Below are 25,913 nucleotides of genomic sequence, written 5' to 3'. Positions count from 1 at the left end.
ATCGCCTTTCCTGTCCATGCAGGGCCGTTATCCGACCCTATCGTTGATACGTGCAAGACCGGCGCAGCCTCTTTGCAAGGGCGCGGTGCGGGCACTTCAGAGCAATTATTGACTATACGGATTGAAGCAGGCTTTCAGGCGCGGGTCAACAGTCAATATTCCTATCGGAAAATTACTCTGCCTATCCTACATTATCCCCGCGTCATGGGCCGTTGGCTTGGCGTCGGTGAATGTTTTGAGTGCCTAGGAAATCCAATATTATTATTATTTCAATATGTTAGCTCTCATTCTTGCATCGAAGAATTGCATTATACGAAAAATATTTGACTTATCGGACAAGATTGCCGACCATGCGAGGCAGACGGGAGGTTGTCTCTATGCAGGAATTCGAGATTGTGATCATTGGCGCCGGAATGGGCGGCGCCTCCATGGCGGCGTGTCTCGTCCAGGCCGGTGTGCCGGGCTCAGGCATTCTGCTGGCGGAGCGGGAGGCCTTTCCCGGATATCACACGACGGGCCGGTCGGCCGCGCTTTACAGCGTATTGTACGGCAACAATACGGTGAAGGCGCTGACTTCAGCCAGCCGGGCCTTCTATATGCAGCCCCCCGCCGGTTTCGCTGACCACCCGCTGCTGACACATCGCGGCTGTCTTTACATCGCCGACGATGATGGTCTGGGAGAATTGCAGGAGATCGAGGCCGGGGCACGCCGGGTCGGGGAAACGGCCTGCTGGCTCACCCCGCAGGAGGTGGTGGCCAAGGTGCCAATCCTGCGATCGGGGGCATTCCGTCATGCCTTGTGGGAGCCGGATGCCAAGGATATCGACGTGCATGGCCTGCACCAAGGCTATCTGCGTCAGGCACGGGCCGGCGGTGTGACGTTGCGCACTGATGCCGACCTGCGTGCTGTCAAACGGCAGGATGGCGGCTGGATCGTCACGCTGGGAACCGAGAAGGTGCGGGCTTCCATGCTGGTCAATGCCGCCGGTGCCTGGGCCGATCATGTGGCTCGGATGGCCGGCGTGCCGGCGGTCGGCTTGATGCCGTTACGGCGCACGGCCATGCTGCTCGACCCGCCGTCCGGGGCCGACATCCAGCAATGGCCGGCCCTGATCAACCCCGGCGGCGGTTTCTATTTCAAGCCGGATGCCGGCATGATCCTGGCGTCCCCTGCCGACGAGACGCCGTCCCCGCCCTGCGATGCGCAGGCTGATGAATGGGACATCGCCGTCTGTGTGGACCGGGTGCAGACGGCGGCCGACCTGCCCGTGCGCCGCGTGACGCGGAGTTGGGCCGGCCTGCGCAGCTTCGTTGCCGATCGCAGTCCCGTTCTGGGTCGCCCGTCGGGCCATCCCGACTTTTTCTGGTTCGCTGGCCAGGGCGGCTATGGCATCCAGATGGCCCCGGCCCTGGCGCAGGTCGGGGCGGCGATGCTGACCGGCCGGCCTTTGCCATCGTCCGTCACGGACCTGGGTGTCACGGCGGCCGACCTGTCTCCCGATCGTTGCAGCGGGGAACTGGCATGAGGATGTTCACGGCTTTCCTGGTGACGGAGACCAACAGCTTCGCGCCGATGCCGACCGGGCGTGGCAGCTTCGAGGAATATGGCATCTTCCACGGCGACGCTTCCATCCGGCATGCCGATACGGAGGGCGGCCAATACCTGCTGCAATGGCGCCAGCGCGGTGAGGCGGCGGGCCTGGAAGTGGTGGAGAGCCTGTGCGTTTATTCCCAGCCGGCCGGCCGCGTGCTGGCACCGGTATGGGCCGACTTCAAGGGAAGCGTATTGGCTGATCTGCGCCGGTCGGGCCCGGTCGATATGGTGCTGCTGTTCCTGCATGGCGCCATGATGGCCGTGGGGCAGGATGATTGCGAAGGTGAGCTGATCACGGCCATCCGCGCCATGGTCGGCCCCGGGGTGGCCATCGGCGCCGTGCTGGACCCGCATTGCCACCTGTCGCCTTCCATGCTGGACAATGCCGACGTGCTGATTGCCATGAAGGAATATCCCCATATCGACGGAGCGGCGCGCGCCGACGAACTTTTCGACCTGTGCCTGCGGACCGCGCGGGGCGAAATTCGTCCCGTGATGCGGGATTTCGACTGCAAGATGATCACCCTCTACCCGACGACGGTGGAACCGGTGCGCGGTTTTGTAGACGCCATGCGGGAGGCGGAGGGTCAGGATGGCATCCTGTCGGTCTCCCTGGCCCATGGTTTTCCCTGGGGTGATACGCCTTGGACGGGCACGCGCACCTGGGTGGTGGCTGATGGCGATGCCGGCAAGGCGGCGGGTCTTGCCCGCGACCTGGGTCTGCGGCTTTACCGGATGCGTGAACAGTTGCGGCCCGGTGTGACCGACATCGATACGGCGCTGGATCGGGCTCTGGACCGTCCGCCCGTCCCGGGCCGGCCCGTCGTGCTGGCCGATGTGGCCGACAATGCCGGCGGCGGAGCACCGGGCGACAGCACCTTCATCCTGAAACGGCTGCTGGAACGCGGCCTCGGCCAGGTGGTCATCGGCTGTTTCTGGGACCTGGGCGCCATCAATATCTGTTGCAATGCCGGCATCGGATCGCGCTTCGATTTGCGGCTGGGCGGCAAGTGCGGTCCCGCTTCCGGTGATCCGGTCGATTTGACGGTCACGGTCCGCAATATCGTGGAAAACCATTTCCAGACCGGGCTGGAGGGCGGGCCGTCGCCGTTGGGCACCGCTGTGTGGCTGGAAGCACGGGACGGTCTGCATATCGTGCTGACCTCACAGCGCAGCCAGGTATTCCAGCCCGATGCCTTCACGGGCCTGGGCCTGGACCCCACGGCATCCCGTATGGTCATCGTAAAATCCACCCAGCATTTTCATGCCGGTTTTGCCCCCATGGCCAGCGACATCCAGTATGTCTCCACCCCCGGTGCCATCGCGCCGGCATTCGCCGAAATCCCCTACAGCACCCGCAGCCCCGATTACTGGCCCCGCGTGGCCGACCCGCTGGCGCTTGGCGCCTGAAGCAGGGAACGGAAAAAAACCCCCGGAAGGTGCAGGCCTTCCGGGGGTTTTTGCTTCCGGGACGGCTTTCCTTTCACTGGAAGACCGCCCCGGCGGCGCCGAGGTTTGAGGAATTGAAGGGCGAGAGCGGGTTTCCGGTCAGCGGAAATACGCTCTGGATCATTCCCCGCTGATACGGCGGGCGATGGCTTCGATCTCCACGCGCGCGCCCGGCAGCATCAGGTCGGCCCGCACGGTGGAACGGGCCGGCCTGTGCGTACCGAGGGCCTGCGCATAGGCTGCGTTGAAAGCCGCGAAATCGGCCGTGTCGGTCAGCCAGACCGTGGTCTTCACGATATCGGCCAGTGCCAGCCCATGGGCGGCCAGGACGCGGGCGATATTGGCCATGACCTGTTCGGTCTGGCGCGCCACATCGTCGGGCGCGACGATGGCGCCGTCATCGCCGAACGCAAGCTGACCGGACAGGAACAGCAGGTCGCCGGCGGCGATGGCGGGGGAAAGGGCAGGTGCGATGGTCATGATGCGAAGGCTCCTTATATCATGCAAAGCCCCCGGCCTTGGACGGGGCCGGGGGCGGTGGGGATGGGTAATCGGGGATCAGTAGGTGAGGCTGAAGCCTGCCAGGTTGTAGGTGGTCAGGAACCAGGCCACCGACAGGAACATGGCGACCGTCAGGGTGGCGCGGAGGCGAACGCCCCAACCGGCGGGCTGCCGCCAGACCTGCCAGGCCCGCCAGCCGGCCGGCAGCAGGCCCAGGATGCCCAGCCAGCCCGCCAGTTTCAGCAGGGCGAGAAGCCAGCCGATGCTCCCTTCCATCAACGGGGTGATGGCCAATGTCAGCACGCCGATCATGCCGCCCAGGGATACCAGCGCCATCAGGCTGGACACTCGCACCAGACGGTCGGCCAGCAGGTCGCCGCCGGCAAGCGGATGCGCCCGTCCGTAACGACGGCGCACCAGGGCCGCTACGGGCCACCACAAGGCGGTGAACAAGGCCAGGAACAGGGTTGCCCCCAGCAACGGCAGGCTCCAGCCCTTGTTGATGGAGGCCGGCACCCGTTCAAAGATGAAGATGGCCGGATAATCGTCGGTCGTGATGGTCACGATGCGACCATCCGCATCCGTCCTGGTGTGCATCAGGCTGTCGGTTCCCACTTCCTGCCACCGGTCGGGCGCCACCTCGCGCCAGCGCTTGGGAAGGCCCGCGAAATCGCGGAACAGGGTGAAGGAGGCGGTGCCATCCTCGTTCGTCACCAGGTCTCCCTGGCTGAACAGGTTGATGAAGCTGACCAGCGTATGGTCGGCCCGGCGGGAGCTGTAAAAGGTGCCGCCCACGGGCACGTTGCGCTTCACGGTTTCGGTCGGGGCAGGGGCTGTTGGTGCCTTCGCCGGGAAATAGCGGTCGGCGATCAGCCGATGCAACTCGCTGCGGATGGGCCCCGGGGATCGTTCATCGCCGGTGCTGTTGAGAGAGATGAAGACCCCGACCCCCTCATCCAGCCACAGGGACAGGTCGCTGTGGAACAGTACCGTGTCGCCGCCATGGCCCATGATGCGGTAGCCGTTGCGGTTCTGCTCGTAGAACCCCAGGCCCATGGCCAGTTGCTGGCCGGGCAGGGGGCGATGCTGCGGCGACAGCATCTGTGCCAGGGTTTCGGGTCGCAGGATGCGGCCGTTGGGGCCGTCGCCGTGGTTCAGCACCGCGATCATGAACCTTGCCATATCGGCACCGCTGGCCGACAGCGACCCGGCTGGGGCATGATTGATGATTTCGAACGGCCGCGCCGGATCGCGGGACGATTCATACCCTTTGGACATCAGCCCGGCCATGTCGGCCGGCAGCGGCTGGGCCATGGTGGCATATTTCATGCCGGCCGGTTGCATGATGTGGCGGGTGATATAATCGGCGAAATTCTCGCCGCTGAGCCGTTCCACGACGTAGCCGGCAAGCGCCGTGCCATAGTTGGAATAGGCCACGACTGTGCCCGGCTTGAAGATGCGGGCGGGAACATGGGCGGACAACAGCGTGCCCAGGGCCATCGGCTGGCTGTCGTTCAGGACGATCAGGTCCTTGACCACTTCCTCGAACCCGGCGGTATGCGTCAGGATATGGCGCATGGTGACGGGTTCGGCAAAGGTCGCCGGGATCTTGAAATCAAGATAGGTATTGATGTCGGCGTCCAGGTCCAGCCGGCCCGCTTCCGCCTGCTGCATCACCGCAATCCAGGTGAACAGCTTGGAGATGGAGCCCGGCCGGAAAATCGTCGTATCCGGGTCAATGGCCTGGCCCGTTGCACGGTCGGCGACGCCATAGCCCTTCTTGAACAGGATGTCGCCATCCTTCACGATTGTCACGACCGCCCCGGCAATGTCGCCGCGCTTCAGCGCATAGGGCAGGAAGCCATCCAGCAGCGTTTCCAGATCCGCCGCTGTCATGGTCGCCGTGCTGGCGCTGTCATCGGCGTCGGCGTCGGCGTCGGCCTCCGGCGCCTGCGTCGTGGCTGCGGCCGCTTCCGGGCCGGGCGGCACGGGCGACGGCACCTGGCCCAGGACCGGGCCGCCAGCCAGAAGCACCGTCGCCAGCGCGGGGATGAGAAGGCGTTTGCGATATTTCATGGTCTTTCCCTGTCCGATTTGTTGTTGGTTCAAGAAAAGGCGACCGCCGCCAACTGGGGTGTGTGCGGTGGCAAGGGGAAGGGCGCGGCAAAACGCCGGGTGACGCAGAGGTCGGCTTCGGCACCCCACCAAACACCCGAGCCGGGTGCCTTTTTCTCCCGCCACTCAAATCCCCTGTTTCATTGTTTTTCTTATATGAAAAAAATTTCCGAAAAGATAGTGCCGAATGACGCCGGTGCCGAAGGACCAATCCGCACCCTGCTGCCGCACCGCCGATCCGATCAGGTGCGGGCCTGTCGGGGCCGGTGCGGGCCCTGCATCCCGCCCGCCGCGCCGGTGGCATTTCCGATCGTCAAATTCATGATGCCAGTCGGCATGCCGGGCCGGCGCCCGGCCTCAGCGGACCTGGTACAGGCTGGGCGGCACACCGAAGGTCCGGTGGAACATCGCCGTAAAGGCGCTGGGACTGTCATATCCGACATCGAAGGCCACCAGCGTGACCGGCCGGCCGCTGGCCAGCAGCGACAGCGCCTCCATCAGGCGCACCTGCTGGCGCCAGACGGCGACGCCCATCCCCGTTTCCTGCTTGAAAAGCCGGGTGAAGGTCCGCCGGCTCATGGTCGCCATGCGGGCCCAATCGTCCAGGTCGCGATTGTCGGCCGGCTCGGCCAGGATGGCCCGGCAGACGCGCAGCAGCCGTTCATCGGCTGGCATGCGAACCTGATAGGGCGCGTTGGGCATGCGTTCGATCTCGTCCAGCAGCAGATGGACGATACGTCCTTCACGCCCCTGCAGGTCATAATCGGGTGGAAAGCCGACGGTCTCCAGGATCAGCGCGCGCAGGAAATCCGACACCTCGATCACCCGGCAATGGCCCGGGTCCCGGTCGCGGGAAGGATCGATATACAATGTCCGCAACGAAACCGGTCCGCGGCAGGACACTTCGTGCGGGGTGCCCGCCGGTAGCCACAGGGCCCGCTGCGGCGGCAGCACGAATGAAGTGCAATCGGTCACCACCGACATGACACCGGCCGAGGCATACAGGAGTTGCGTGTGCTGATGGCTATGGAACGGATCGACGAAACCGGCGGGATATTCGTCCTGCAGAGCGATGACCGGCCGCTGCGTCACCAGATAATCGGCGCTGCGCTTCATCCTGTCCCTCAGTCCCGCTTATCCGTGGCCCGGAAAAGGGGATGAAAAGGCAATTCCCTTGTACGGGTCAAGTTCGGGAGGCCGGATCGGCCCGCCCACGGCAGTGTTTGGCCCGCCATGGCAAGCATCCTTCCCCCCGGTTCCCTTAGCATCGGAAAGAGATCGTAGCCGGGAGAGTGGTGCGTGAGCCAGGGTATCGAAGCCGCAGATGATCTTGCCCCCGAAATCCGGCAGTTCCATGAGGCCATCAACAGCGGCTACGCCGCCCATCCGCCTCAGCCGGGCCAAACCATGGCCGACCGCCGGCAGGTGGCCGAGCGGGTGCGCGCGCCCTGGGCAGCGGGCGGCCCTGCCATGGCCCGGACGGATGAGTTGCGGGTAGGCCCGCGCGGCGTGCGTATCCGCATCCATCGCCCCGTGCTGGACCGGGGATTGCCGTCCCTGCTTTATATCCACGGCGGCGGCTGGATGCTGTTCAGCCTCGACACCCATGACCGGCTGATGCGCGAATATGCGGCCCGCGCCGGTATTGCCGTCATCGGTGTCGATTACAGCCTGTCGCCGGAAGCCAAGTTCCCGACGGCGTTGGAGGAGATCGTGTCCGTCATCGACTGGTTGCGGCAGGACGGGGCCGGGGCCGGGCTGGACCCGTCGCGCATTGCCATTGCCGGGGACAGCGCGGGAGCCAACATGGCTGTTGCCGCGAACCTGCTGCTGCGGCGACAGGCCAAGCCGCTGCTGGATGGCATGCTGCTGAATTATGGTGCCTTCGACCATGCCGTCACCCCCTCGCACCAACGGTATGGCGGTGACGGCTATATGCTGAACAGTGCCGAAATGGTGGTGTTCTGGGACGCCTATCTGCGGGGTCCCGCCGATTACGAGGATCCGCTCGCCGTACCCCTTCGGGCCGACTTGCAGGGCCTGCCGCCGGCTTTCCTGGCCATTGCCGGCTGCGACATCCTGGCGGATGGCAATCTGTCCATGGCGGCTGCGCTGCGGGCGGCCGGCGTGCCGGTGGTGGCGAACCTGTACGAGGGGGCAAGCCACAGTTTCCTGGAAGCGGTTTCCATCTCGCCCCTGGCTGACCGCGCCTTGACGGAGTCCGCCACCTGGCTGGCACGCCGGCTGGGGCGGACGTGCGGCTAATACTATCTTGCGGTGATCAGAACCTATTGGTTGTGATCACCGCCCTCAATTGACGGCGCCAACATTCAGTGGCGTCGCGACCCCGCACGAGCGGTGCTGTGGCGGTCGCCGTCGGATGGCGACATTGTCGTCTTCGGGCCAGGGACGGTGCCGGTCGCCCGTCGCCAGAACCTTGTGCATCGCCAAAATGACTGCGGTCCCCCATTTACGGCAACCCTTGTCGTGAGCCCGAAATCAATGGTTGTCCGGCTGGTATGCGCCTGCGACCCATAGCACTTGCACGCCGCTGCATTGCGGTAGTCGCGGACCCGGGATCGCGGGTCGGTTGGCCCGATCACACCAGTAAATGACCTGCCCGGGTATGCCGGGCCTGCCCGGAAGGGCATAGGCTGGGGAAGACAGAGGCCGGGGCACGGCCCTTAATCATCCATAAGAGAACAGGGGAACCTCGCAATGACCCGTTTCAATTGGCACCGCACGCTGCTGCTTTCCGGCATCGCCCTTCTCTCGCCCCTGGCCACGGCCGGCGCGCAGGAGGCAGGGGCCGCCCGCGGCAGCTTCCTTCTGGAAGAGATCATCGTCACGGCCACCAAGCGCCAGGAAAGCGTGCGTGCGGTTTCCGGCTCCGTTTCCGCGGTGACGGGCGCGCAGCTTGAAGCCATCGGCGCCCAGAGCTTCGCCGACTATATCCAGCGCACGCCCGGCGTTGTGTTCAACGAATTCCAGCCGGGCACCTCGCATGTCGTGATCCGCGGCGTCGCCACCAATTCCGGCAATGTGCAGGGCCAGGGGACGACGGGCTATTACATCAACGAGGTCCCGCTGACCGAGCCGGGCTGGACCATCGTCATCCCCGACATCGACGCCTTCGACGTGGACCGGGTGGAAGTGCTGCGTGGTCCGCAGGGTTCGCTGTTCGGTTCCGCCTCCATGGGTGGCGCTGTCAACTATATTGCCAACAAGGCTGATGCCGGCCGGTCCGATGCGGCGTTGGAGACCACCCTGTCCCGCACCCGCAATGCCGACATCGGCTGGACGGGCAAGGCCATGGTCAACATGCCGCTGGTGGAGGACAAGCTGGCCGTGCGCGCCGTCGGCACCTTCCGGCGCGACCCCGGCTATCTGGACAATGCGGGCACGGGCGAGAAGGGGTCCAGCGACATCGATGTAGGCGGTGGCCGCCTGTCGGTGGTGTGGACCCCGGACGACCTGACGGAGCTTTCCTGGCTCAGCCTGTACCAGAAGACGGAGGCCGACGACGCCCCCTACCGCAACCCGGCCTATGGCAGCTTCGGCCGTTCCACCGCACTGTCGGAACCCAACGATACGGAAGTCCAGGTCCACAGCCTGCGGCTGGACCGTGACCTGGGCTTCGCCACCCTGACGGCGCTGGGTGCCTATCAGAAGAAGGAGCAGGGCTTCCTGTTCGATTTCACCCCCTATCGCGCCGCCTATAATGCCGATCTGGGTCTGAACATCACCAACCCGCTCTATGTCCGGTCCGGTGGCGACAGCGACGGGAAAAGTGCCGAATTGCGTCTGGCCTCCAACAATGATGGTCCGCTGGAATGGCTGCTGGGCGGCATGTATTTCGAAAGCGACAAGCACCTTTATGAGCAACTGGGTGCCGCGGGTGCTGCGGCGGCCTTCAACGCCTCTCCCAATTACGGTCCCGGCACGGGCAGCATCATCGCGCCCGACGGGGAGATCTTCAATGCCTACTATACCGACCTGACGGGCAAGGAATCCGCCCTGTTCGGTGAGGCGACCTATCATGTGACGCCGGAATTGAAGATCACGGCCGGCGGGCGCCTGTTCAAGACGGAGGTGACCAGCACCTCCACCAGCGTCGGCTTTTCCACCTATCCCGGCAATCCGTCGGTGGAGCGCACCAACACCAAGGAGGATGGCTTCTCGCCCAAGGTCTCGCTGACCTACACCCCCAGCAAGACGCTGATGGTCTACGGCCTCTATTCGGAAGGCTTCCGGTTCGGCACGCCGAACACCTCGGGCCTGTCCGCCTTCCCGATCCCCAGCGGTTCGCGCAGTGACAGCCTGAAGAACTATGAAGCCGGACTGCGCAGCACGCTGGCCGATGGCAAGCTGCTGCTGGATGCCACCGCCTTCTATGTCGACTGGACCGACATCCAGCTCCGCCTGCTGACGCCCGACAATTACAACTATGCTTCCAACGGGGCGGCCGCTTCCATCAAGGGGCTGGAAATGTCGGCTTCCTGGCAGGCCACGGCCAATCTGGACCTGCAAAGCACCGTCACCTACATGAAAGCGCGGCTGGACGAAGACCTGTTCATCCTGTGGTACGGCACGGCACCCAAGGGCGCGCGGTTGGCCGGGTCGGCTGACTGGTCCATCGCCAATACCGCCATCTATCGCTTCGATGCCGATTTCGATCCCACCGTTACCATTGCCCATCGTTACCTGTCGAAGGGGATCAGCGACATGAATTCCGCGGTTCCTGGCATCACGGCCAACGAACAGGGTGGCTACAACCTGTTCGACCTGCGCCTGGGTGCCACCTTCGGCACGACCTCTGCAACGGTCTTCGCCAACAATGTAACGGACAAGCGCGGCGTCACCCGCACCGTGCCGGAGGCCAACGGCCTCAGTCAGGGCCTGGTGCGGCCGCGGACCTACGGTGTCACCCTGCGCTGGTCGATGTGATCGGTTGATGTGATCATCAGCCATTGACGTACCCTGTCCCCTGTGGGCTCCCCCCCCGGGGTACAGGTCTTGGTATGGAACGGGAAAGGACAAGGGCATGGCGGGTGTGGTGATGCGGCGGCGTTCATTGCTGATGGCGGCCGGTGTCGCCCTGCTGGCCTTGCCCGCGCGGGCGGATACGGGGGCCACGGTCGCCGGCGGCGTGCCAGATGCCCCGCGTCCGCCCCGGCGTCCCCGACGCATCGTGCAACTGGGCCGGACCCGTATCGATAATTATGCCTGGCTGCGCGATCCGAACTGGGCGCAGGTATCGCGTGACACATCGCTGATGGACCCGGAGATCAGGGCCCATCTGGATGCGGAAAACCGCTATGCCGATGCCCTGCTGGCCCCGACACGGGCCGTGCAGTCGGCCTATGTCCAGGCCATGCAGGCCCTGACCGGGGCCGACATGGCCGCCCCGCCGACACCCGACGGCCCGTGGGAATATTACAGCTATGTCCGACCGGGCGAGGACCACAAGGTCTATGCCCGCCGCCCCCGCGGCGGCGGGGCGGAACAGGTGCTGCTGGATGCGCAGGAACGCGCCCGTGGCCACGCCTATTTCCGCATCACCGAGGCCGAACACAGCCCCGACCACACGCTGTTCATGTGGGCCGAGGATGTGGAAGGCGGCGACCGCCACCGTATCTGCGTGCGTGATCTGGAGACGGGGGCGGTCAATACCACGCCCAATGCCGACGCCTATGGGTATCGCGCCGTCGCGTTTTCCCCTGACAGTCGCTATGTCTTCTGGATATGGCGGGATCCGCTGTCGCGGCCCGTCAAGGTCTATCGCCGGCCGGCACGGGGTGGGGCCGACGAACTGGTCTATACCGAACCCGATCCGGCGCTGTTCATGTCCCTGTCGCGCACGGCATCGAACAGCCATGTCATCATCCATATCCTGGGTCCGGATGTGGATGAGGTGCGGCTGATCCCGGCTGCCGATCCGCTGGCCGAGCCGATGCTGGTGGAGCCGCGCCGTCCCGGCCTGCATTACCGGGTGGAGGAATGGGGAGGGGAACTGGTCATCCTGACCGATGCCGACGGGGCGCTGGATGGCAAGCTGATGCGCGCACCGCTGGACCGGCCGGGCCGGGCCCATTGGCGTGACTGGGTCGCCCATCGTCCGGGCAGCCATATTTTGCAGATGCTGCCCTTCAAGGGACATTTCGTCCGCTTGCAGCGGGTCGACGGCAATCTGGAACTGGTCGTCACCGACAGGGCCGGCACCAGCGGCAAGGTGGCCTTCGATGAGGCCGCCTATACCCTGACACTGGCGCCGGTGCAGGAACATGACGGCGCCGTTCTGCGCCTGATCTATGAAAGCCCGCGCACACCCCGGCAATGGCTGGACCATGACATGGCGGCGGGCACCCGCCGCACGGTACAGGCCCAGGCCGCCGGCCAGGGCTTCGAGGCCGGCCGGTACGAGGTGCGGCGCCTGATGGCCCCCGCTCCGGACGGCGAACAGGTGCCGGTCACGCTGCTGATGCGCAAGGGCACGGTACTGGACGGCACGGCACCGCTGCTGCTCTACGCCTATGGCTCCTATGGCGTCCCGTCGGAGGCGGAATTTTCCGTCCCCGCCCTGGCGCTGGTGGATCGGGGCTGGGTCCATGCCATCGCCCATGTGCGCGGCGGATCGGAGAAGGGCCGCCGCTGGTTCCTGGAGGGGCGTCGTTTCAAGAAGAAGAACAGTTTCACCGACTTCATCGCCTGCGCGGAACATCTGATCGGTCAGGGCTATACCACCCGCCGGCGCGTGGTGGCCTATGGGCTGTCGGCGGGGGGGCTGCTGATGGGCGGCGTGCTGAACCTGCGGCCCGACCTGTGGGCCGGTTCCATCGCCCAGGTGCCGTTCGTGGACATGCTGAACACCATGAGCGATGCCGACCATCCCCTGGTCCCTGCCTTCCGGCCCGATTGGGGCGACCCGCTGGCCGATCCGCAGGCCTATGACTACATCGCCTCCATCTCGCCATACGAGAATGTCAAGGATGCCGTCTATCCGCCCGTGCTGGCCACGGCCGGTATCCGTGATGATCGCGTCAGCTATTGGGAGGCGGCGAAATGGGTGGCGACCTTGCGCGACCATAACAAGGGCCCGGCCCCCATCCTGTTCCATGTCGACATGGCCGCCGGCCATCAGGCCGGGGCGGGGCTCAGCGACCAATTCAAGCAGATGGCCCTGTTCTGGGCGTTCGCCGAACAGTGCCTGGAATGGAGCAAGGGGTTGAAATGAAGCTGTCGGATGCAATGGCCATTGGCCGCCTGGACGCTCATGCCCAGGCCGAATTGATCCGGTCGGGCCAGATCTCCGCTCCCGAACTGACGGAGGCCGCGATCCAGCGTATCGAGGCACTGGACCCGCAGCTTCGTGCGCTGAGCTGGCCCGCCTTCGATCTTGGCCGCGCCTGCGCTTCCATGCCGCTGCCCGACCACCCGCTGGCCGGCGTGCCCTATCTTTTGAAGGATTCGCTGGATTATCCCGGCCTGCCCAGCCGTGGCGGCTCTGCATCCAGGCCGCTCACGCCCGTCGCATCGGGCCATGCCTATGTCCGGCGGCTGGACGAGGCGGGTCTGGTCCCCGTGGGCAAGAGCGCCATGCCCGAATTCGGCCTGCTGGGCGTGACGGAGCCCGTGATCGGCCCCGTGACGCGCAATCCCTGGTCCTTCCGGCATACGCCGGGGGGCTCCAGCGGGGGGGCGGGGGCGGCCGTGGCGGCAGGACTGGTGCCGCTGGCCCATGGCAGCGACGGGGCGGGGTCGATCCGCATCCCGTCATCCTGCTGCGGGCTGGTGGGGCTGAAGCCCGGTCGCGGCACCACGGTGCGTGTCCGGGCGCGCCATGTGGTGGAGGATCTGCTGGTCGGCGACAGCCTGATGGCGCGCAGTGTGCGTGACGTGGCGGCCGGTTTCGCACTGGCCCATCCGGATCGTCCGCCGCCCGTGACCGAGCCGCTGCGCCGCCGTCTGCGCATCGGCATGGTCCTGCCGACCCTGTCCGGCGTCATGCCGGAACCGGCGGTGATCAAGGCCGTTACGGACACGGTCATGCTGTGCGGCGAACTGGGCCACCAGATTGTGTCCATCGGCTGGCCTGTCGACGGGCCGGATGCCGACCGCGCGGAACGCATCCTGTGGTGCCATATCGCGGCCGACTGCGTGGATGGGGTGCGGGCACGCGGCGGCGATCCGGAGCGCGTGCTGGAACCCTGGACCAACGCGCTGGGCCGCATGGCCGAGGCCATGGGCACCGACGATCTGGAATTCGCGTTCCGCCAGGTGGCCGAACTGCCCTGTCGCCTGTCGGCTTTCTATGCCGACAAATACGATGTGATCCTGACGCCGACCCTGACGGCGCCGCCGCCGCCCCTGGGTTTCATGGCCCCCGATGTGGAGCCGGAACGGCTGATGCGCCGCATGTTCCGCTGGCTGGGCTATACGCCGCTGCAGAACCTGTCGGGCACGCCCGCCATTTCCCTGCCCCTGTCCTGGACGGAACATGGGCTGCCTGTCGGTGTCATGTTCGCGGCCGACCGCGGGCAGGAGGAACTGCTGCTGTCGCTGGCCCTGGAACTGGAACAGGCGCGCCCCTGGGCCGACCGCTGGCCGCCCCTGTCGGTGATGCATCCGATGACGCATCCCGCTCTGTGATCACACCGTCAGGAAGCGCCGCACCTCGCTTTCCACCAGATCGGCCTTTTCGCCGCCCATCACGACCTCTCCCCGGTCCATGACGGCGAAAAGGTCGGCCAGGTCGCGGGCGAACTCGAAATATTGTTCCACCAGCAGGATGGCCATGTCGCCCCGGTCGCGCAGCCAGCCGATGGCCCGGCCGATATCCTTGATGATGGAGGGCTGGATGCCCTCAGTCGGTTCGTCCAGCAGCAGCAGGCGTGGCCGTGTCACCAGCGCGCGGCCGATGGCCAGTTGCTGCTGCTGCCCGCCCGACAGGTCGCCGCCCCGACGGGCCAGCATGGATTTCAGCACGGGGAACAGCTCGAATATCTCGTCCGGGATGGTTCGCTGGCGGCGGGGCAGGGGGGCGAAGCCCGTTTCCAGGTTCTCCTTCACGCTCAGCAGGGGAAATATCTCCCGCCCCTGCGGCACATAGGCGATGCCGCGGCGGGCCCGCTCATCCGGCGACAGTTTCGTGATGTCCGCCCCTTCCCAGAAGATGGAACCGCCGCTGACGGGGCGATGGCCGATGATGGCGCGCAGGGTGGAGGATTTCCCCACGCCGTTGCGGCCCATCAGGCAGGTGACGCGGCCCGGTTCCGCCCGCAGGCTGACGCCCCGCAGGGCCTGGGCGGCACCGTAATGCAGGTTGATGGCTTCGACATTCAGCATGGATCACCGCCCCAGATAGACTTCGATGACGCGCGGATCGGCGCTTACATGGTCCAAGGACCCGTCGGACAGGACGGAACCTTCGTGCAGCACCGTCACCTTCACATCCAGGTCACGCACGAAGGTCATGTCATGTTCGACCACGACGACGGATCGGGTCTGCGCGATGTCGCGCAGCAGGCGGGCCGTCTCCGCCGTTTCCGCATCCGTCATGCCGGCCACGGGTTCGTCGACCAGCAACAGCTTGGGCTCCTGCGCCAGCAGCATGCCGATTTCCAGCCATTGCTTCTGTCCGTGCGACAATGATCCCGCCTGCACGTGCCGGCGGCCCGACAGGCGGATCACGTCCAGTATCTCCAGGATGCGCTGGTCATCCGCACCGTCACGGTGGAACAGGGTGGCGAACGGGCCCCGCCGTCCGGCCAGGGCCAGGTCGATATTGTCCCAGACCGTATGGCTTTCGAAGACCGTCGGCTTCTGGAACTTGCGCCCGATGCCCAGATTGGCGATGCCGGCCTCGTCCAGCCGGGTCAGGTCGGTGTCGCCATCGAACAGCACAGCACCGGCATCGGGCCGCGTCTTGCCCGTGATCACATCCATCATGGTGGTCTTGCCGGCACCGTTGGGGCCGATGATGGCGCGCATCTCTCCCGGCATGATGATCAGCGACAGGTTGTTCAATGCCCGGAACCCGTCGAAGCTGACGCAGACGCCGTCGAGATAGAGCTGGGTGTGCTGCGGATCGGTTCTGGACATGGGGATCAACCTTCCGACAGGGCGGGATTGGTGGTTGTTGCAGCTTCCTGCCTTTCGGCCCGGCGGTGCTGATACGCCATCCACAGGCCGACGATGCCGCGCGGCAGGAACAGGGTGACGGCGATGAACAGGCCGCCCAGCGCGAACAGCCACACTTCCGGCAGCGCTCCGGTCAGGACCGTCTTGCCGAAATTCACCAGCACCGCGCCGATGACGGGGCCGACCAGCGTGCCGCGCCCGCCGACCGCGACCCAGATCACCGCCTCGATGGAGTTGGCGGGGCTGAACTCACCGGGATTGATGATGCCGACCTGTGGCACATAGAGCGCGCCGGCGACCCCCGCCATGCAGGCCGATATCATGAAGACGAACAGCTTGTACCGTTCCACGCGATAGCCCAGGAAGCGCGTGCGGCTTTCGGCGTCGCGGATGGCGACCAGCACGCGGCCCAGCTTGGATCGCACGATCCAGCGGCACAGGACGAACCCCAGCGCCAGCGCCACGGCGGTCGCGGCGAACAGCGCGCTGCGCGTGCCGTCGGCCTGGATGGAAGCGCCCAGAATGTCCTTGAAATCGGTCAGGCCGTTATTGCCCCCGAACCCCATGTCGTTGCGGAAGAAGGCAAGCAGCAGGGCAAAGGTCATGGCCTGCGTGATGATGGAGAGATAGACCCCCGTCACCCGGCTGCGGAAGGCCAGCCAGCCCAGCAGGCCCGCCAGCAGGCCCGGCACCAGCAGTACCATCAGGGCCGCGAACCAGAACTGGTCGAAGCCCAGCCAGTACCAGGGCAGTTCCTGCCAGTTCAGGAAGACCATGAAGTCCGGCAATTCGGCATGGCCATACATGCCGCGCGGCCCGATCTGGCGCATCAGGTACATGCCCATGGCATATCCACCCAGGGCGAAGAAGGCGCCATGGCCAAGCGACAGGATGCCGCAATATCCCCAGACCAGGTCCACGGACAGAGCCAGCAGCGCATAGCACAGGTACTTGCCCATCAGCGCCACGACATGCGGCGGCACATGGAACGGGCTGTCCGGCGGCACGGCCAGGTTCAGGACCGGAACCAGCAGGGCCAGCCCCAGGGCAACCGCCCCGAAGATCAGGCCCGCCCGGTCCAGTCGCGGCAGGATCAATCCGCCCTTCATCATGGCAGCCCCCTCAATGCTCGATGGCGCGGCCCTTCAGGGCGAAAAGGCCCCGCGGACGCGCCTGGATGAACAGGATGATGCCGACCAGCACCAGGATCTTGCCCAGCACCGCGCCGGCCAGCGGCTCCAGCAGCTTGTTGACGATGCCCAGTGACAAGGCACCGACCAGCGTGCCCCACAGGTTGCCGACCCCGCCGAAGATCACGATCATGAAACTGTCGATGATGTAGCCCTGGCCCAGATTGGGGCTGACATTGTCGATCTGCGACAGGGCCACGCCCGCCAGCCCGGCGATGCCGGATCCCAGGCCGAAGGTCAGCGCGTCCACCCGCGCGGTGCGGATGCCCATGGCCCTGGCCATGGAGCGGTTCTGGGTCACGGCCCGCATTTGAAGGCCCAGCGGCGTGCGTTTCAACAGCACCATCAGGGCCGCGAAGACGATCAGCCCGAACAGGAATATCCACAGCCGGCCATGGGTGATGGTCACCTCGCCCACCTGAAAGGCGCCGGACATCCAGGACGGGTTGCCCACCTCCATGTTGGTGGGCCCGAACAGGGAGCGCACGGCCTGTTGCAGCACCAGCGACAGGCCCCAGGTGGCCAGAAGCGTTTCCAGCGGCCGACCGTACAGCCAGCGGATGATGCCACGTTCGATCAGGATGCCGACACCGCCCGCCACCAGGAACGCCAGCGGCAAGGCGATCAGCAGGGACCAGTCGAACAGTTCCGGCATGCTGGTCCGGATCAGGTTCTGGACGACGTAGGTGGTGTAGGCGCCCAGCATCACCATCTCGCCATGGGCCATGTTGATCACGCCCATCACCCCGAAGGTGACGGCAAGCCCGATGGCGGCCAGCAGCAGGACGGAACCCAGCGACAGGCCATAGATGATGTTCTGGGCCGCCGCCGCCCAGGCCAGATGGTTCTCGATCCGTCGTGCCGCCGCCGCTGCCGCCTCCGCCACGACCGCGTCCGCGTCGGTGGCCAGTGGGGTCAGCAACGCCAGGGCCGGGCGCCCCCCGCGTTCGGCGATCAGGGGTATGGCGGCCAGCTTCGTCTGCGCGTCGCTGTCACCGGCGGCCAGGATGGCCGCGCGGGCTTGGCGCATGGCCATGCGCACACGGTCATCCTGTTCGGCCGCCAGGGCGGCCTCCAGCACGGGCAGCGCCTCCGTCTCCTTGTTGGTGAAGATGCTTTCGGCGGCTTTCAGACGGGTGGCTGCTTCCGGACTGCGCAGGGTCAGTGCGCCCAATGCCGCCTGCACGGCCCGCCGGATGCGGTTGTTGACGCGGATGCGCTCGACGGCGCCTTGCGGTTGCACGCCCGCCACCGCCCCTGTGAGGGGGTCGGTCAGGGTTACGCCATCATCCACCTCCCGCCCGACAAACACCTTGTCATCCGAAAGACGGCGGTAGAGCGAGCCTTCCGCCAGTGCCTTCAGTGCCGGAACGATGGCAGGGTCGCCCGTTTGCGTGAGTGTGGTCAGCGCCTCTTCCCTGGCCGCATAATCATCGGCGGCCAGCGCGTCGATCAGGGGGGCTGGCACATCGGCCGACGCCATCGGCGCCAGCAGCAGGGACAGCAGCATCAGCAGCATTCGCATGGGGCAAGCCTTCCTGGGGCCGGGGCGGGCGCGCTGGTCGCAAGCCCCCCTTCCGGCGGTCTTTGCCACCATAAGGGGGGACGAGGGGAGGAAGCGGGGCCTGTGACCCCGTGGGGTGAGCAGGCGGTCGGGCTCTTACTTGGCCCCGCCGCACTTGCCCGTGGCGCTGTTGAAATTCCCGCAGGACAGCGGTGCCCGCCAGTCGGCGATCAGGTCCTTGCTGTCGGGCAGGTAGTCGGACCATTCATCCCCGGCGACCAGGCCCCGGGTCCGCCATACCGTTTCAAACTGGCCGTCGGCTTGCACCTCGCCGATCAGCACCGGCTTTGTGATGTGATGGTTGGGCAGCATGGCGGAATAGCCGCCCGACAGGTTGGGCACCGATACGCCGATCATGGCATCGATCACCTTGTCGGGATCGGTCGTCCCTGCCTTCTCCACGGCCTGAACCCACATGTTGAAGCCGATGAAATGTGCTTCCATCGGGTCGTTGGTCACCCGCTTGGCATTCCTGGTGAAGGCCCGCCACTTCTTGATGAACTCGGCATTGGCCGGTGTCTCGACGCTCTGGAAATAGTTCCAGGCCGCCAGATGGCCGACCAGCGGCTTGGTGTCGATACCGGCCAGTTCCTCCTCGCCCACGGAAAAGGCGATGACGGGAATGTCGGTTGCCTTCACGCCCTGGTTGGCCAGTTCCTTGTAAAAAGGCACATTGGCATCGCCATTGATGGTGGACACGACGGCCGTCTTCCGGCCGGCGCTGCCGAAGGCCTTGATGTCGCGGACGATGGATTGCCAGTCGGCATGGCCGAAGGGGGTGTAATCGATCATGATATCGGCCGCCTGCACGCCCTTGGCCTTCAGATAGGCTTCCAGGATCTTGTTGGTCGTGCGTGGATAGACATAGTCGGTGCCGGCCAGGACCCAGCGCTCGATCCCCTCTTCGATCAGGTAATCCACGGCGGGGATGGCCTGCTGGTTGGGTGCGGCACCTGTATAGAACACATTGCGGGAGCTTTCCTCCCCCTCATACTGCACGGGATAGAACAGCAGGCCGTTCAGTTCCTCGAAAACCGGCAGGACGGACTTGCGTGACACCGACGTCCAGCAGCCGAATACTGCCGATACCTTGTGGACAGCCAGCAACTCACGCGCCTTCTCGGCGAACAGCGGCCAGTTGCTGGCCGGATCGACCACCACCGGTTCCAGCTTGCGGCCCAGCACGCCGCCCTTCTTGTTCTGTTCCTCGATCAGCATCAGCATGACGTCCTTCAGGGTCGTCTCGCTGATGGCCATGGTGCCCGACAGCGAATGCAGGACACCGACCTTGATGGGCGGCTTGTCGGCGGCCAGCGCCACGCCGGAGGTGCCGAGCAGCAGGGCGGCACCGGTGATGGCCAGGGTGGCGGAGCGCAGAAAATGACGACGCGACATGGGGTTATCTCCCGTCAGCAGAAATGGGTTGGAAGAATGTCGCCGATGGGGGCCGTTTCCGCTGCCGCGGGGGAGCGGCCCCCGGAACGGCGTCAGAACTGCAATTGCAGGCCCAGCGTGAAGCGGTCCAGCTTGGGGCCGGGCCCCGCATCGATGGTGGAATATTCGGCACTGATCCGGGCGGCATGACCCTTGATCACGTAATGCACGCCGACATCATACTGCTCGATGTCGAAGGGCACGCCATCGGGGTCGAATGTCTGGTAGCGGGCGAAGGGCTGGAACTGTCCGATCCCCACCTTGCCCGGCAGCAGATAGGCGGCCCCGATCAGCCAGGCCTCGCCCCCGACGATGCCGCCGACATTGTCGGTGCCCGATGCACCGCCGAACCCGGGTGCCACATCGGCAACCCCGTCGGTGTCATAGCTGTACCAGGCGCCTTCCAGCGTGACGGTGCCGGCCGTGCCCAGATTCTTTTCGAACAGGGCATCGATGCTGACGACGCTGTAATCACCGGGGTTGGCCGCGGTTCCCACGCCGTCAGCCTGATAGGCACCGGCAATGGCCAGGGTCAGGACATCGGCGGCGCCATAATAGGTGCTGCTCGTGTAATAGGCGGGGTTGTCTTCCACATCCAGGAAATTGTAGGCAAGCCGCCCGGTATAGAGCAGCTTGTCACCCTCGTTGCTGGCCCCGGCGATGCGGTTATGGCCCTTGAAGGCGCCCACGGCATAGGTCAGCCGTTTGTCGGCGAGCTTGCCCCAGACGGTGGCGCCGTCGTCACGGCCGGCGAACTTGGCCGGATATTGCGAGACCACGCCCGGATAGGACCAGGCATTGATGAAATAGGGACCATCCAGATTGGACCGGTCGCTGGGCGGCAGCATGCGGCCGACCCAGATATTGAACGTGTCGGAAAATTCGAACCGGGCATAGCCGTCCAGCAGTTTCAGGTTCCCGTCGCCGTCGCGCTCGGTGTTGAAGGTGGCCTTGATCGTGTCGGTCAGCGATCCGGAAACGAACAGGCGCACGCTGTCCAGGTTGAAATCGTTGGACCGGTCGGTGCCGCTGGGCGCTGCATCCTCCGCGCTGGTATAGCTGCCGCGCATGCCCAGCCCGATGCTGATCGACTGTCCGTCGCCGAAGGTCTGCGTGAAGCCGGCCATGGCCGGGCTGGCCGTCAGGCCGGCTGCCAGCAGGGCAAGGCCCGACACCGCGGCCCGCGGCCAGGCCGGCCGGCGCGCAAATTTGCGTCCCATCATGAAGCATCCCCTGTTATCGGATTTTGCCGGCCGGGCCTGTCGTGCCCATGGCCGTGTTTGTGGAAGGAAGGTTAATGTCTCGCAGATGCGAAAACGAATACGTCAGACGACGTATGTCTGCGCATCCTGGACCCGGCTAGGGTGCTGGGCATGGGGTGGAACAGGTCTGGTGACCGGTTGCGCTCGCCAGGGGCCGTTGCGAGGGGGGAGATGGTATGGGGAAGGATGTGCTGATGGTCCGTGCATGCTGAAGTCACTGCCCATCGTCCGTGTGCGGCGCCAGTACAACCGCTGGGTTTCCGACCAGACGGTGGAGGATTATACCCTGCGCTTCACGGCCGACCGGGCGCGGCGCTGGTCGCCCTTCCGTGTCGGCAACACGGCCATGGGGGCCGTCTCCTTCCTGGCCTGCGAGGCCATCGGCGCATCCATCACCCTGGCCTATGGTTTCACCAATGCCATGGCGGCCATCGTGCTGGTGTCGATGCTGGTGATGGCCACGGGCCTGCCCATCGCCTATTACGCCGCCAAGTTCGGCGTGGACATGGACCTGCTGACCCGCGGCGGCGGCTTCGGCTATATCGGGTCCACCATCACCTCGCTGATCTATGCGGGCTTCACCTTCATCCTGCTGGCGCTGGAAGCGGCCATCATGTCGGAGGCGCTGACGCTGTGCCTTGGCATCCCGCTCTGGCTGTCACACATGATCAGCGCCTTGATCGTGCTGCCCATCGCCATCCATGGCATCCGCAAGATAAGCTGGATGCAGGTCTGGACGCAGCCGGTCTGGCTTGTGCTGCAATTATCGCCGCTGGCCTTCGTGCTGCTGGCCGGTCCCGGCGAACTGGCCGGCTGGACCAGTCTGGCCGGGCTGCACGCGCCGGAAGGCGGCTTTTCCCTGCTGGCCTTCGGTCTGGCCACATCCGTCCTGTTATCGCTGCTGCCGCAGATCGGCGAGCAGGTGGATTATCTGCGCTTCCTGCCCGACCGGCGACGGGCGAACCGTGCGGGCTGGTGGGCGGCCCTGCTGCTGGCCGGTCCGGGCTGGATCATCATCGGTGCCGCAAAGCTGGTGGCCGGTTCCCTGCTGGGTTATGCGGCACTGCAACTGGGCATGAGCATGCTGGAGGCCGCGACGCCGACGGCCATGTACCGGATGGTGTTCGACCGGCTGGTCGCCTCGCCTGCGCTGTCGCTGGCGCTGACGGTGCTGTTCATCGTGGTCTGCCAGGCCAAGATCAATGTGACCAATGCCTATGCCGGTTCCATCGCCTGGTCCAACTTCTTTTCCCGCCTGACCCATTCCCATCCCGGCCGCGTCGTCTGGCTGGTCTTCAACGTGATGCTGGCGCTGGTGCTGATGGAGATGGGCATCTTCGGCGTCATCGAAAGCATTCTCGGCATCTATGCCAACCTGGCCGTCGCCTGGGTCGGGGCGCTGACCGCCGACCTGCTGGTCAACAAGAAGCTGGGCTGGAGCCCGCCGCGCATCGAATTCCGCCGTGCCCATCTCTACGATATCAATCCGGTGGGGGTGGGGGCGCTGGTCATTTCGCTGATCGCGTCCACCTGTGCGGTCTTCGGGCTGCTGGGGGAGGTGGCGCGGGCCTTCGCCCCGCTGATCGGGCTGGTATCCGCCTTTGCCGCGGCACCGCTGATCGCCTGGGCCACGCAAGGGCGGTACTATATCGCCCGCCCGCCGGATGTGCTGCCGGCGGAAGGCGGGCTGATCCGCTGCTCGATCTGCGAGAACATGTTCGAGCCGCCGGACATGTCCCATTGCCCGGCCTATGGCGCGCCCATCTGTTCCTTGTGCTGTTCACTGGAAACCCGTTGCCATGATCGCTGCAAGACGCGGGCGACCCTGGCTGAACAGGCGCATGACCTGATCGGTGCCCATCTGCCGGCGTCGCTGCGGCAATGGCTGGGCAGCCGCATCGGCCGGTTCGCCTGCGTCATGCTGCTGCTGACAGCGGGGATGGCCATGCTGCTGGCCCTGATCGGCACGCAGTACGGGGCCATGCCCGGCGTGTCGCAGCAGACAGTGCGCACCACCCTGCAGATCGTGTTCGCCGCCGCTCTGATCATCATGGGGCTTGCCGCCTGGGCCATCGTGCTGGCGCAGGAAAGCCGCCGTCTGGCGGAAGAGGAAAGCGAGCGCCGCATGGCCCTGCTTCTGGATGAGATCGAGGCGCACGAACAGACCGACGCCGCGCTGCAGAAGGCCAAGGAGGCGGCAGAAGCCGCCAACATCGCCAAGACCCGCTTCATCGCGGGCCTTTCCCACGAGGTGCGCACGCCGTTGAACTCGATCAACGGCTATGCCCAGTTGCTGGAGCGCGGCGGCCTGCGCCAGCCGGAGGATGCCGTGCGCGTGATCCGGCGCAGCGCCGAGCATATCACGCGGCTGGTCGATGGCCTGATGGACATTTCGAAGATCGAGACGGGAACCGTCCAGATCAGCCGCGACGTGGTCGACCTGCCGGCCTTCCTGGCGCAACTGGCCGACATGTTCGGTCCACATGCGGCCGCCAAGGATGTGGCATTCGATTATCACCCCGATCCGGGCCTGCCGCGCTTCGTGCTGACGGATGAGAAGCGGCTGGGCCAGATCCTGATGAACCTGCTGTCCAATGCCGTCAAATATACGGAGAAGGGACGGGTGCGCTTCGCCGTCCGCCGCCGTGGAGAGACGACGGAGTTCGAGGTGACGGATACCGGCATCGGCGTCGCGGTGGAGGATCAGGAACGCATCTTCCTGCCCTTCGATCGCGGCAACCTGCCCAGCCGCATGGATGTCATTCCCGGCACCGGGCTGGGACTGACCATCACACGGCTGTTGACCCATATCCTGGGCGGGGAACTGACCATGGACAGCCAGCCCGGCCGGGGCAGCACGTTCCGCGTGCGCATGCTGCTGTCGGAAGTGCGGGCCCCCTTGCAGGCAAGACAGGCCCGCCGCATCACGGGCTATGTCGGCGCGCGCCGCACCATCCTGCTGTGCGACGACGACCCGCAGCATCTGGCCATGATGCGGCAATTGCTGGAACCGCTGGGCTTCGACCTGATCTTCGCCGGCAACGGCGCGGAGTGCCTGGATCTTGTCCCCCGCCGCCGGCCGGACCTGCTGATCCTGGACATTTCGATGCCGGGTGGCCTGAACGGCTGGCAGGTGGCGCGGGCGCTGCGCGATGGCGGGATGGAGGAACTGTTGATCCTGCTTCTGTCGGCGGAGGCGCATGATCTGGCTGAACGGGGACGCGGGGCCGACCAGCCGCACGACGATTTCCTGGTGAAGCCTGTCGATATCGCACAGTTGCTGGAAAGGCTGGAGGTGCTGCTGGACCTGGAATGGCAGCGGGAGGCACCGCCCGCCGTGGAGGAGGGGGAACAGGCACCGCCCCTGACGGCGGCGGAAATCACCGGCCTTCTGGGGCTGGCCCGGATCGGGCATGTCCGCGGAATAGAAGTGCTTCTGCGCGAATTGCGCGCGGCCTATCCGGGTCGGGACGGCTGGTTCGACCGGCTGACCCTGCTGGCCCAGGGGTTCGAGTTCGATCGGCTGGCGGAGGTGCTGGGCACCGCGGTGCCGGCCGGGATGGAGGATGGTGATGCGCGATGAGCAGCCGCGGGCCGGCGACATGGTCCTTGTCGTCGATGATAACCGTGACGAATTGAACATGCTGGTCGATGCGCTGGAACGCGCGGGCTTCACCGCGCTGGCGGCGACGAGGGGGGAGGCGGCCCTGACCCTGCTGGAACGGGTCATGCCGAACCTGATCGTCATGGATGCCGTGATGCCGGGGATGGACGGGTTCGAAACCTGCCAGCAGATCAAGCGCGACGCCCGGACGGCGCATCTGCCGGTCATCTTCATGACCGGCCTGACCGAAACGGCCCATGTGCTGCGCGGGCTGGAGGCGGGGGGCACCGATTACGTGACGAAGCCCGTCAGTCTGGTGGAACTGCTGGCCCGCATCCGCGTCCATATCGCCACCGCCCGGGCCGCGCACGGCGCCCGCCTGGCGCTGGATGCCAGCGGCCGGCATCTTTTCGCCATCACGCCGCAAGGGCATATCCTCTGGTCCACGCCGCAGGCCGCCAGCCTGCTGGCCGCAGCGTTCGGAGACGGGGCGGAGCCGCCGGAAGCCGTTCGCGCCCTGTTGCGCCGCGCCGTGGAAGGCGGGCCGGATACCCAGACGGCGGAGCCGCTGGCCCCGTCCGCCGGCCTGGGGCCGGCGCGTCATCTGCTGCGGACCGGACCGGGGGAACACCTGTTCCAACTGGTCACGGCCGGCCCGTCGGGCGAGGATATCCTGCGCACGCAACTGGACCTCACCTTGCGCGAGGTGGAGGTGCTGCGCTGGCTGATCCATGGCAAGACCAACCGGGAGATCAGCGAGATTCTGGGCATCAGCCCGCGCACGGTGAACAAGCACCTGGAACGCATCTTCGCCAAGATGGGGGTGGAGAACCGTGCCTCGGCCACGTCGCTGGCCATGCGCATGATGGCGGGCAAGGGATAGGGTCCGCTTCTTCCGTCCCAATACGTCATCCTGCGTATATGGCGGTGCAGCATGTGCCGCCATACTTCCCCCGACATCAGGACAACCGCCCGGCCCGGCACCGGCCGTCCCCTTCCCCTGGAAGGCGGGCGACGGCCCGTTCCTGCCCGGCGACACCCGCCCACGGGGGAGATCAGA

At 65.7% G+C, this 25,913-nt stretch carries 17 protein-coding genes; 8 read left to right on the top strand and 9 right to left on the bottom strand.

The features are described 5' to 3' along the window. Positions 1-377: 377 nt before the first annotated feature. Positions 378-1,526 (top strand): NAD(P)/FAD-dependent oxidoreductase, encoded by a 1,149-nt coding sequence (locus ACM9LZ_RS03425; protein WP_416617936.1) that lies wholly within the window; start codon positions 378-380, stop codon positions 1,524-1,526. After that, positions 1,523-3,004, top strand: coding sequence for a M81 family metallopeptidase (locus ACM9LZ_RS03420; RefSeq protein ID WP_416617935.1), 1,482 nt, complete (start codon positions 1,523-1,525; stop codon positions 3,002-3,004). The genes ACM9LZ_RS03425 and ACM9LZ_RS03420 overlap by 4 nt, the downstream gene beginning before the upstream one ends. A gap of 159 nt (positions 3,005-3,163) precedes the next feature. Here ACM9LZ_RS03420 and ACM9LZ_RS03415 read toward each other — a convergent pair whose 3' ends face one another. The 3 genes from ACM9LZ_RS03415 to ACM9LZ_RS03405 all read right to left on the bottom strand — a co-directional run bounded on the left by ACM9LZ_RS03415 (position 3,164) and on the right by ACM9LZ_RS03405 (position 6,775). Next, positions 3,164-3,523 (bottom strand): RidA family protein, encoded by a 360-nt coding sequence (locus ACM9LZ_RS03415; RefSeq protein ID WP_416617934.1) that lies wholly within the window; start codon positions 3,521-3,523, stop codon positions 3,164-3,166. A gap of 78 nt (positions 3,524-3,601) precedes the next feature. After that, positions 3,602-5,620: a serine hydrolase gene (locus ACM9LZ_RS03410; RefSeq protein ID WP_416617933.1), complete on the bottom strand. Its 2,019-nt coding sequence runs from the start codon at positions 5,618-5,620 to the stop codon at positions 3,602-3,604. 396 nt (positions 5,621-6,016) lie between these two features. After that, positions 6,017-6,775, bottom strand: coding sequence for an AraC family transcriptional regulator (locus ACM9LZ_RS03405; protein WP_416617932.1), 759 nt, complete (start codon positions 6,773-6,775; stop codon positions 6,017-6,019). Between the two features lie 183 nt (positions 6,776-6,958). On the opposite strand from ACM9LZ_RS03405, the gene ACM9LZ_RS03400 reads away from it, so the two are divergent. From ACM9LZ_RS03400 to ACM9LZ_RS03385, 4 genes are all read left to right on the top strand, one after another. After that, complete coding sequence (locus tag ACM9LZ_RS03400) at positions 6,959-7,924, top strand: alpha/beta hydrolase fold domain-containing protein (RefSeq protein ID WP_416617931.1); 966 nt, start codon at positions 6,959-6,961, stop codon at positions 7,922-7,924. Between the two features lie 453 nt (positions 7,925-8,377). Then, the gene (locus ACM9LZ_RS03395; protein ID WP_416617930.1) at positions 8,378-10,606 is read left to right on the top strand and encodes a TonB-dependent receptor; all 2,229 of its coding nucleotides are present in this window, start codon (positions 8,378-8,380) and stop codon (positions 10,604-10,606) included. 97 nt (positions 10,607-10,703) lie between these two features. Next, positions 10,704-12,893, top strand: a complete 2,190-nt coding sequence (locus ACM9LZ_RS03390; RefSeq protein WP_416617929.1) for a S9 family peptidase — start codon at positions 10,704-10,706, stop codon at positions 12,891-12,893. Then, positions 12,890-14,308: an amidase family protein gene (locus ACM9LZ_RS03385; protein WP_416617928.1), complete on the top strand. Its 1,419-nt coding sequence runs from the start codon at positions 12,890-12,892 to the stop codon at positions 14,306-14,308. The genes ACM9LZ_RS03390 and ACM9LZ_RS03385 overlap by 4 nt, the downstream gene beginning before the upstream one ends. On the opposite strand, the gene urtE is transcribed toward ACM9LZ_RS03385, so the two are convergent. The 6 genes from urtE to ACM9LZ_RS03355 all read right to left on the bottom strand — a co-directional run bounded on the left by urtE (position 14,309) and on the right by ACM9LZ_RS03355 (position 21,210). Next, positions 14,309-15,004, bottom strand: coding sequence for an urea ABC transporter ATP-binding subunit UrtE (gene urtE / locus ACM9LZ_RS03380; protein WP_416617927.1), 696 nt, complete (start codon positions 15,002-15,004; stop codon positions 14,309-14,311). Between the two features lie 3 nt (positions 15,005-15,007). Further along, positions 15,008-15,760, bottom strand: a complete 753-nt coding sequence (urtD, locus tag ACM9LZ_RS03375; RefSeq protein ID WP_416617926.1) for an urea ABC transporter ATP-binding protein UrtD — start codon at positions 15,758-15,760, stop codon at positions 15,008-15,010. A gap of 5 nt (positions 15,761-15,765) precedes the next feature. Then, positions 15,766-16,908 carry an urea ABC transporter permease subunit UrtC gene (gene urtC, locus ACM9LZ_RS03370; RefSeq protein WP_416617952.1) on the bottom strand — a complete coding sequence of 381 codons (1,143 nt, stop codon included), beginning with the start codon at positions 16,906-16,908 and terminating at the stop codon, positions 15,766-15,768. A 13-nt stretch (positions 16,909-16,921) separates the two neighbouring features. Further along, positions 16,922-18,514 (bottom strand): urea ABC transporter permease subunit UrtB, encoded by a 1,593-nt coding sequence (gene urtB, locus ACM9LZ_RS03365; RefSeq protein ID WP_416617925.1) that lies wholly within the window; start codon positions 18,512-18,514, stop codon positions 16,922-16,924. Positions 18,515-18,649: 135 nt separating this feature from the next. After that, positions 18,650-19,948, bottom strand: a complete 1,299-nt coding sequence (urtA, locus tag ACM9LZ_RS03360) for an urea ABC transporter substrate-binding protein (protein ID WP_416617924.1) — start codon at positions 19,946-19,948, stop codon at positions 18,650-18,652. Between the two features lie 92 nt (positions 19,949-20,040). Then, positions 20,041-21,210, bottom strand: a complete 1,170-nt coding sequence (locus ACM9LZ_RS03355; RefSeq protein WP_416617923.1) for a porin — start codon at positions 21,208-21,210, stop codon at positions 20,041-20,043. A gap of 244 nt (positions 21,211-21,454) precedes the next feature. On the opposite strand from ACM9LZ_RS03355, the gene ACM9LZ_RS03350 reads away from it, so the two are divergent. Further along, a complete protein-coding gene (locus ACM9LZ_RS03350; protein ID WP_416617922.1) occupies positions 21,455-24,832 on the top strand; it encodes a hybrid sensor histidine kinase/response regulator in 3,378 nt (1,125 codons plus the stop codon). Then, positions 24,822-25,736, top strand: coding sequence for a response regulator (locus ACM9LZ_RS03345; RefSeq protein WP_416617921.1), 915 nt, complete (start codon positions 24,822-24,824; stop codon positions 25,734-25,736). Before ACM9LZ_RS03350 ends, ACM9LZ_RS03345 begins: the two co-directional genes overlap by 11 nt. The last annotated feature ends 177 nt before the right edge of the window (positions 25,737-25,913 follow it).

Origin of the sequence: Niveispirillum fermenti, from assembly GCF_048066175.1 — a bacterium.
Lineage (GTDB): Bacteria > Pseudomonadota > Alphaproteobacteria > Azospirillales > Azospirillaceae > Niveispirillum > Niveispirillum fermenti.
This window is presented reverse-complemented; position numbering and strand designations above follow the sequence as displayed.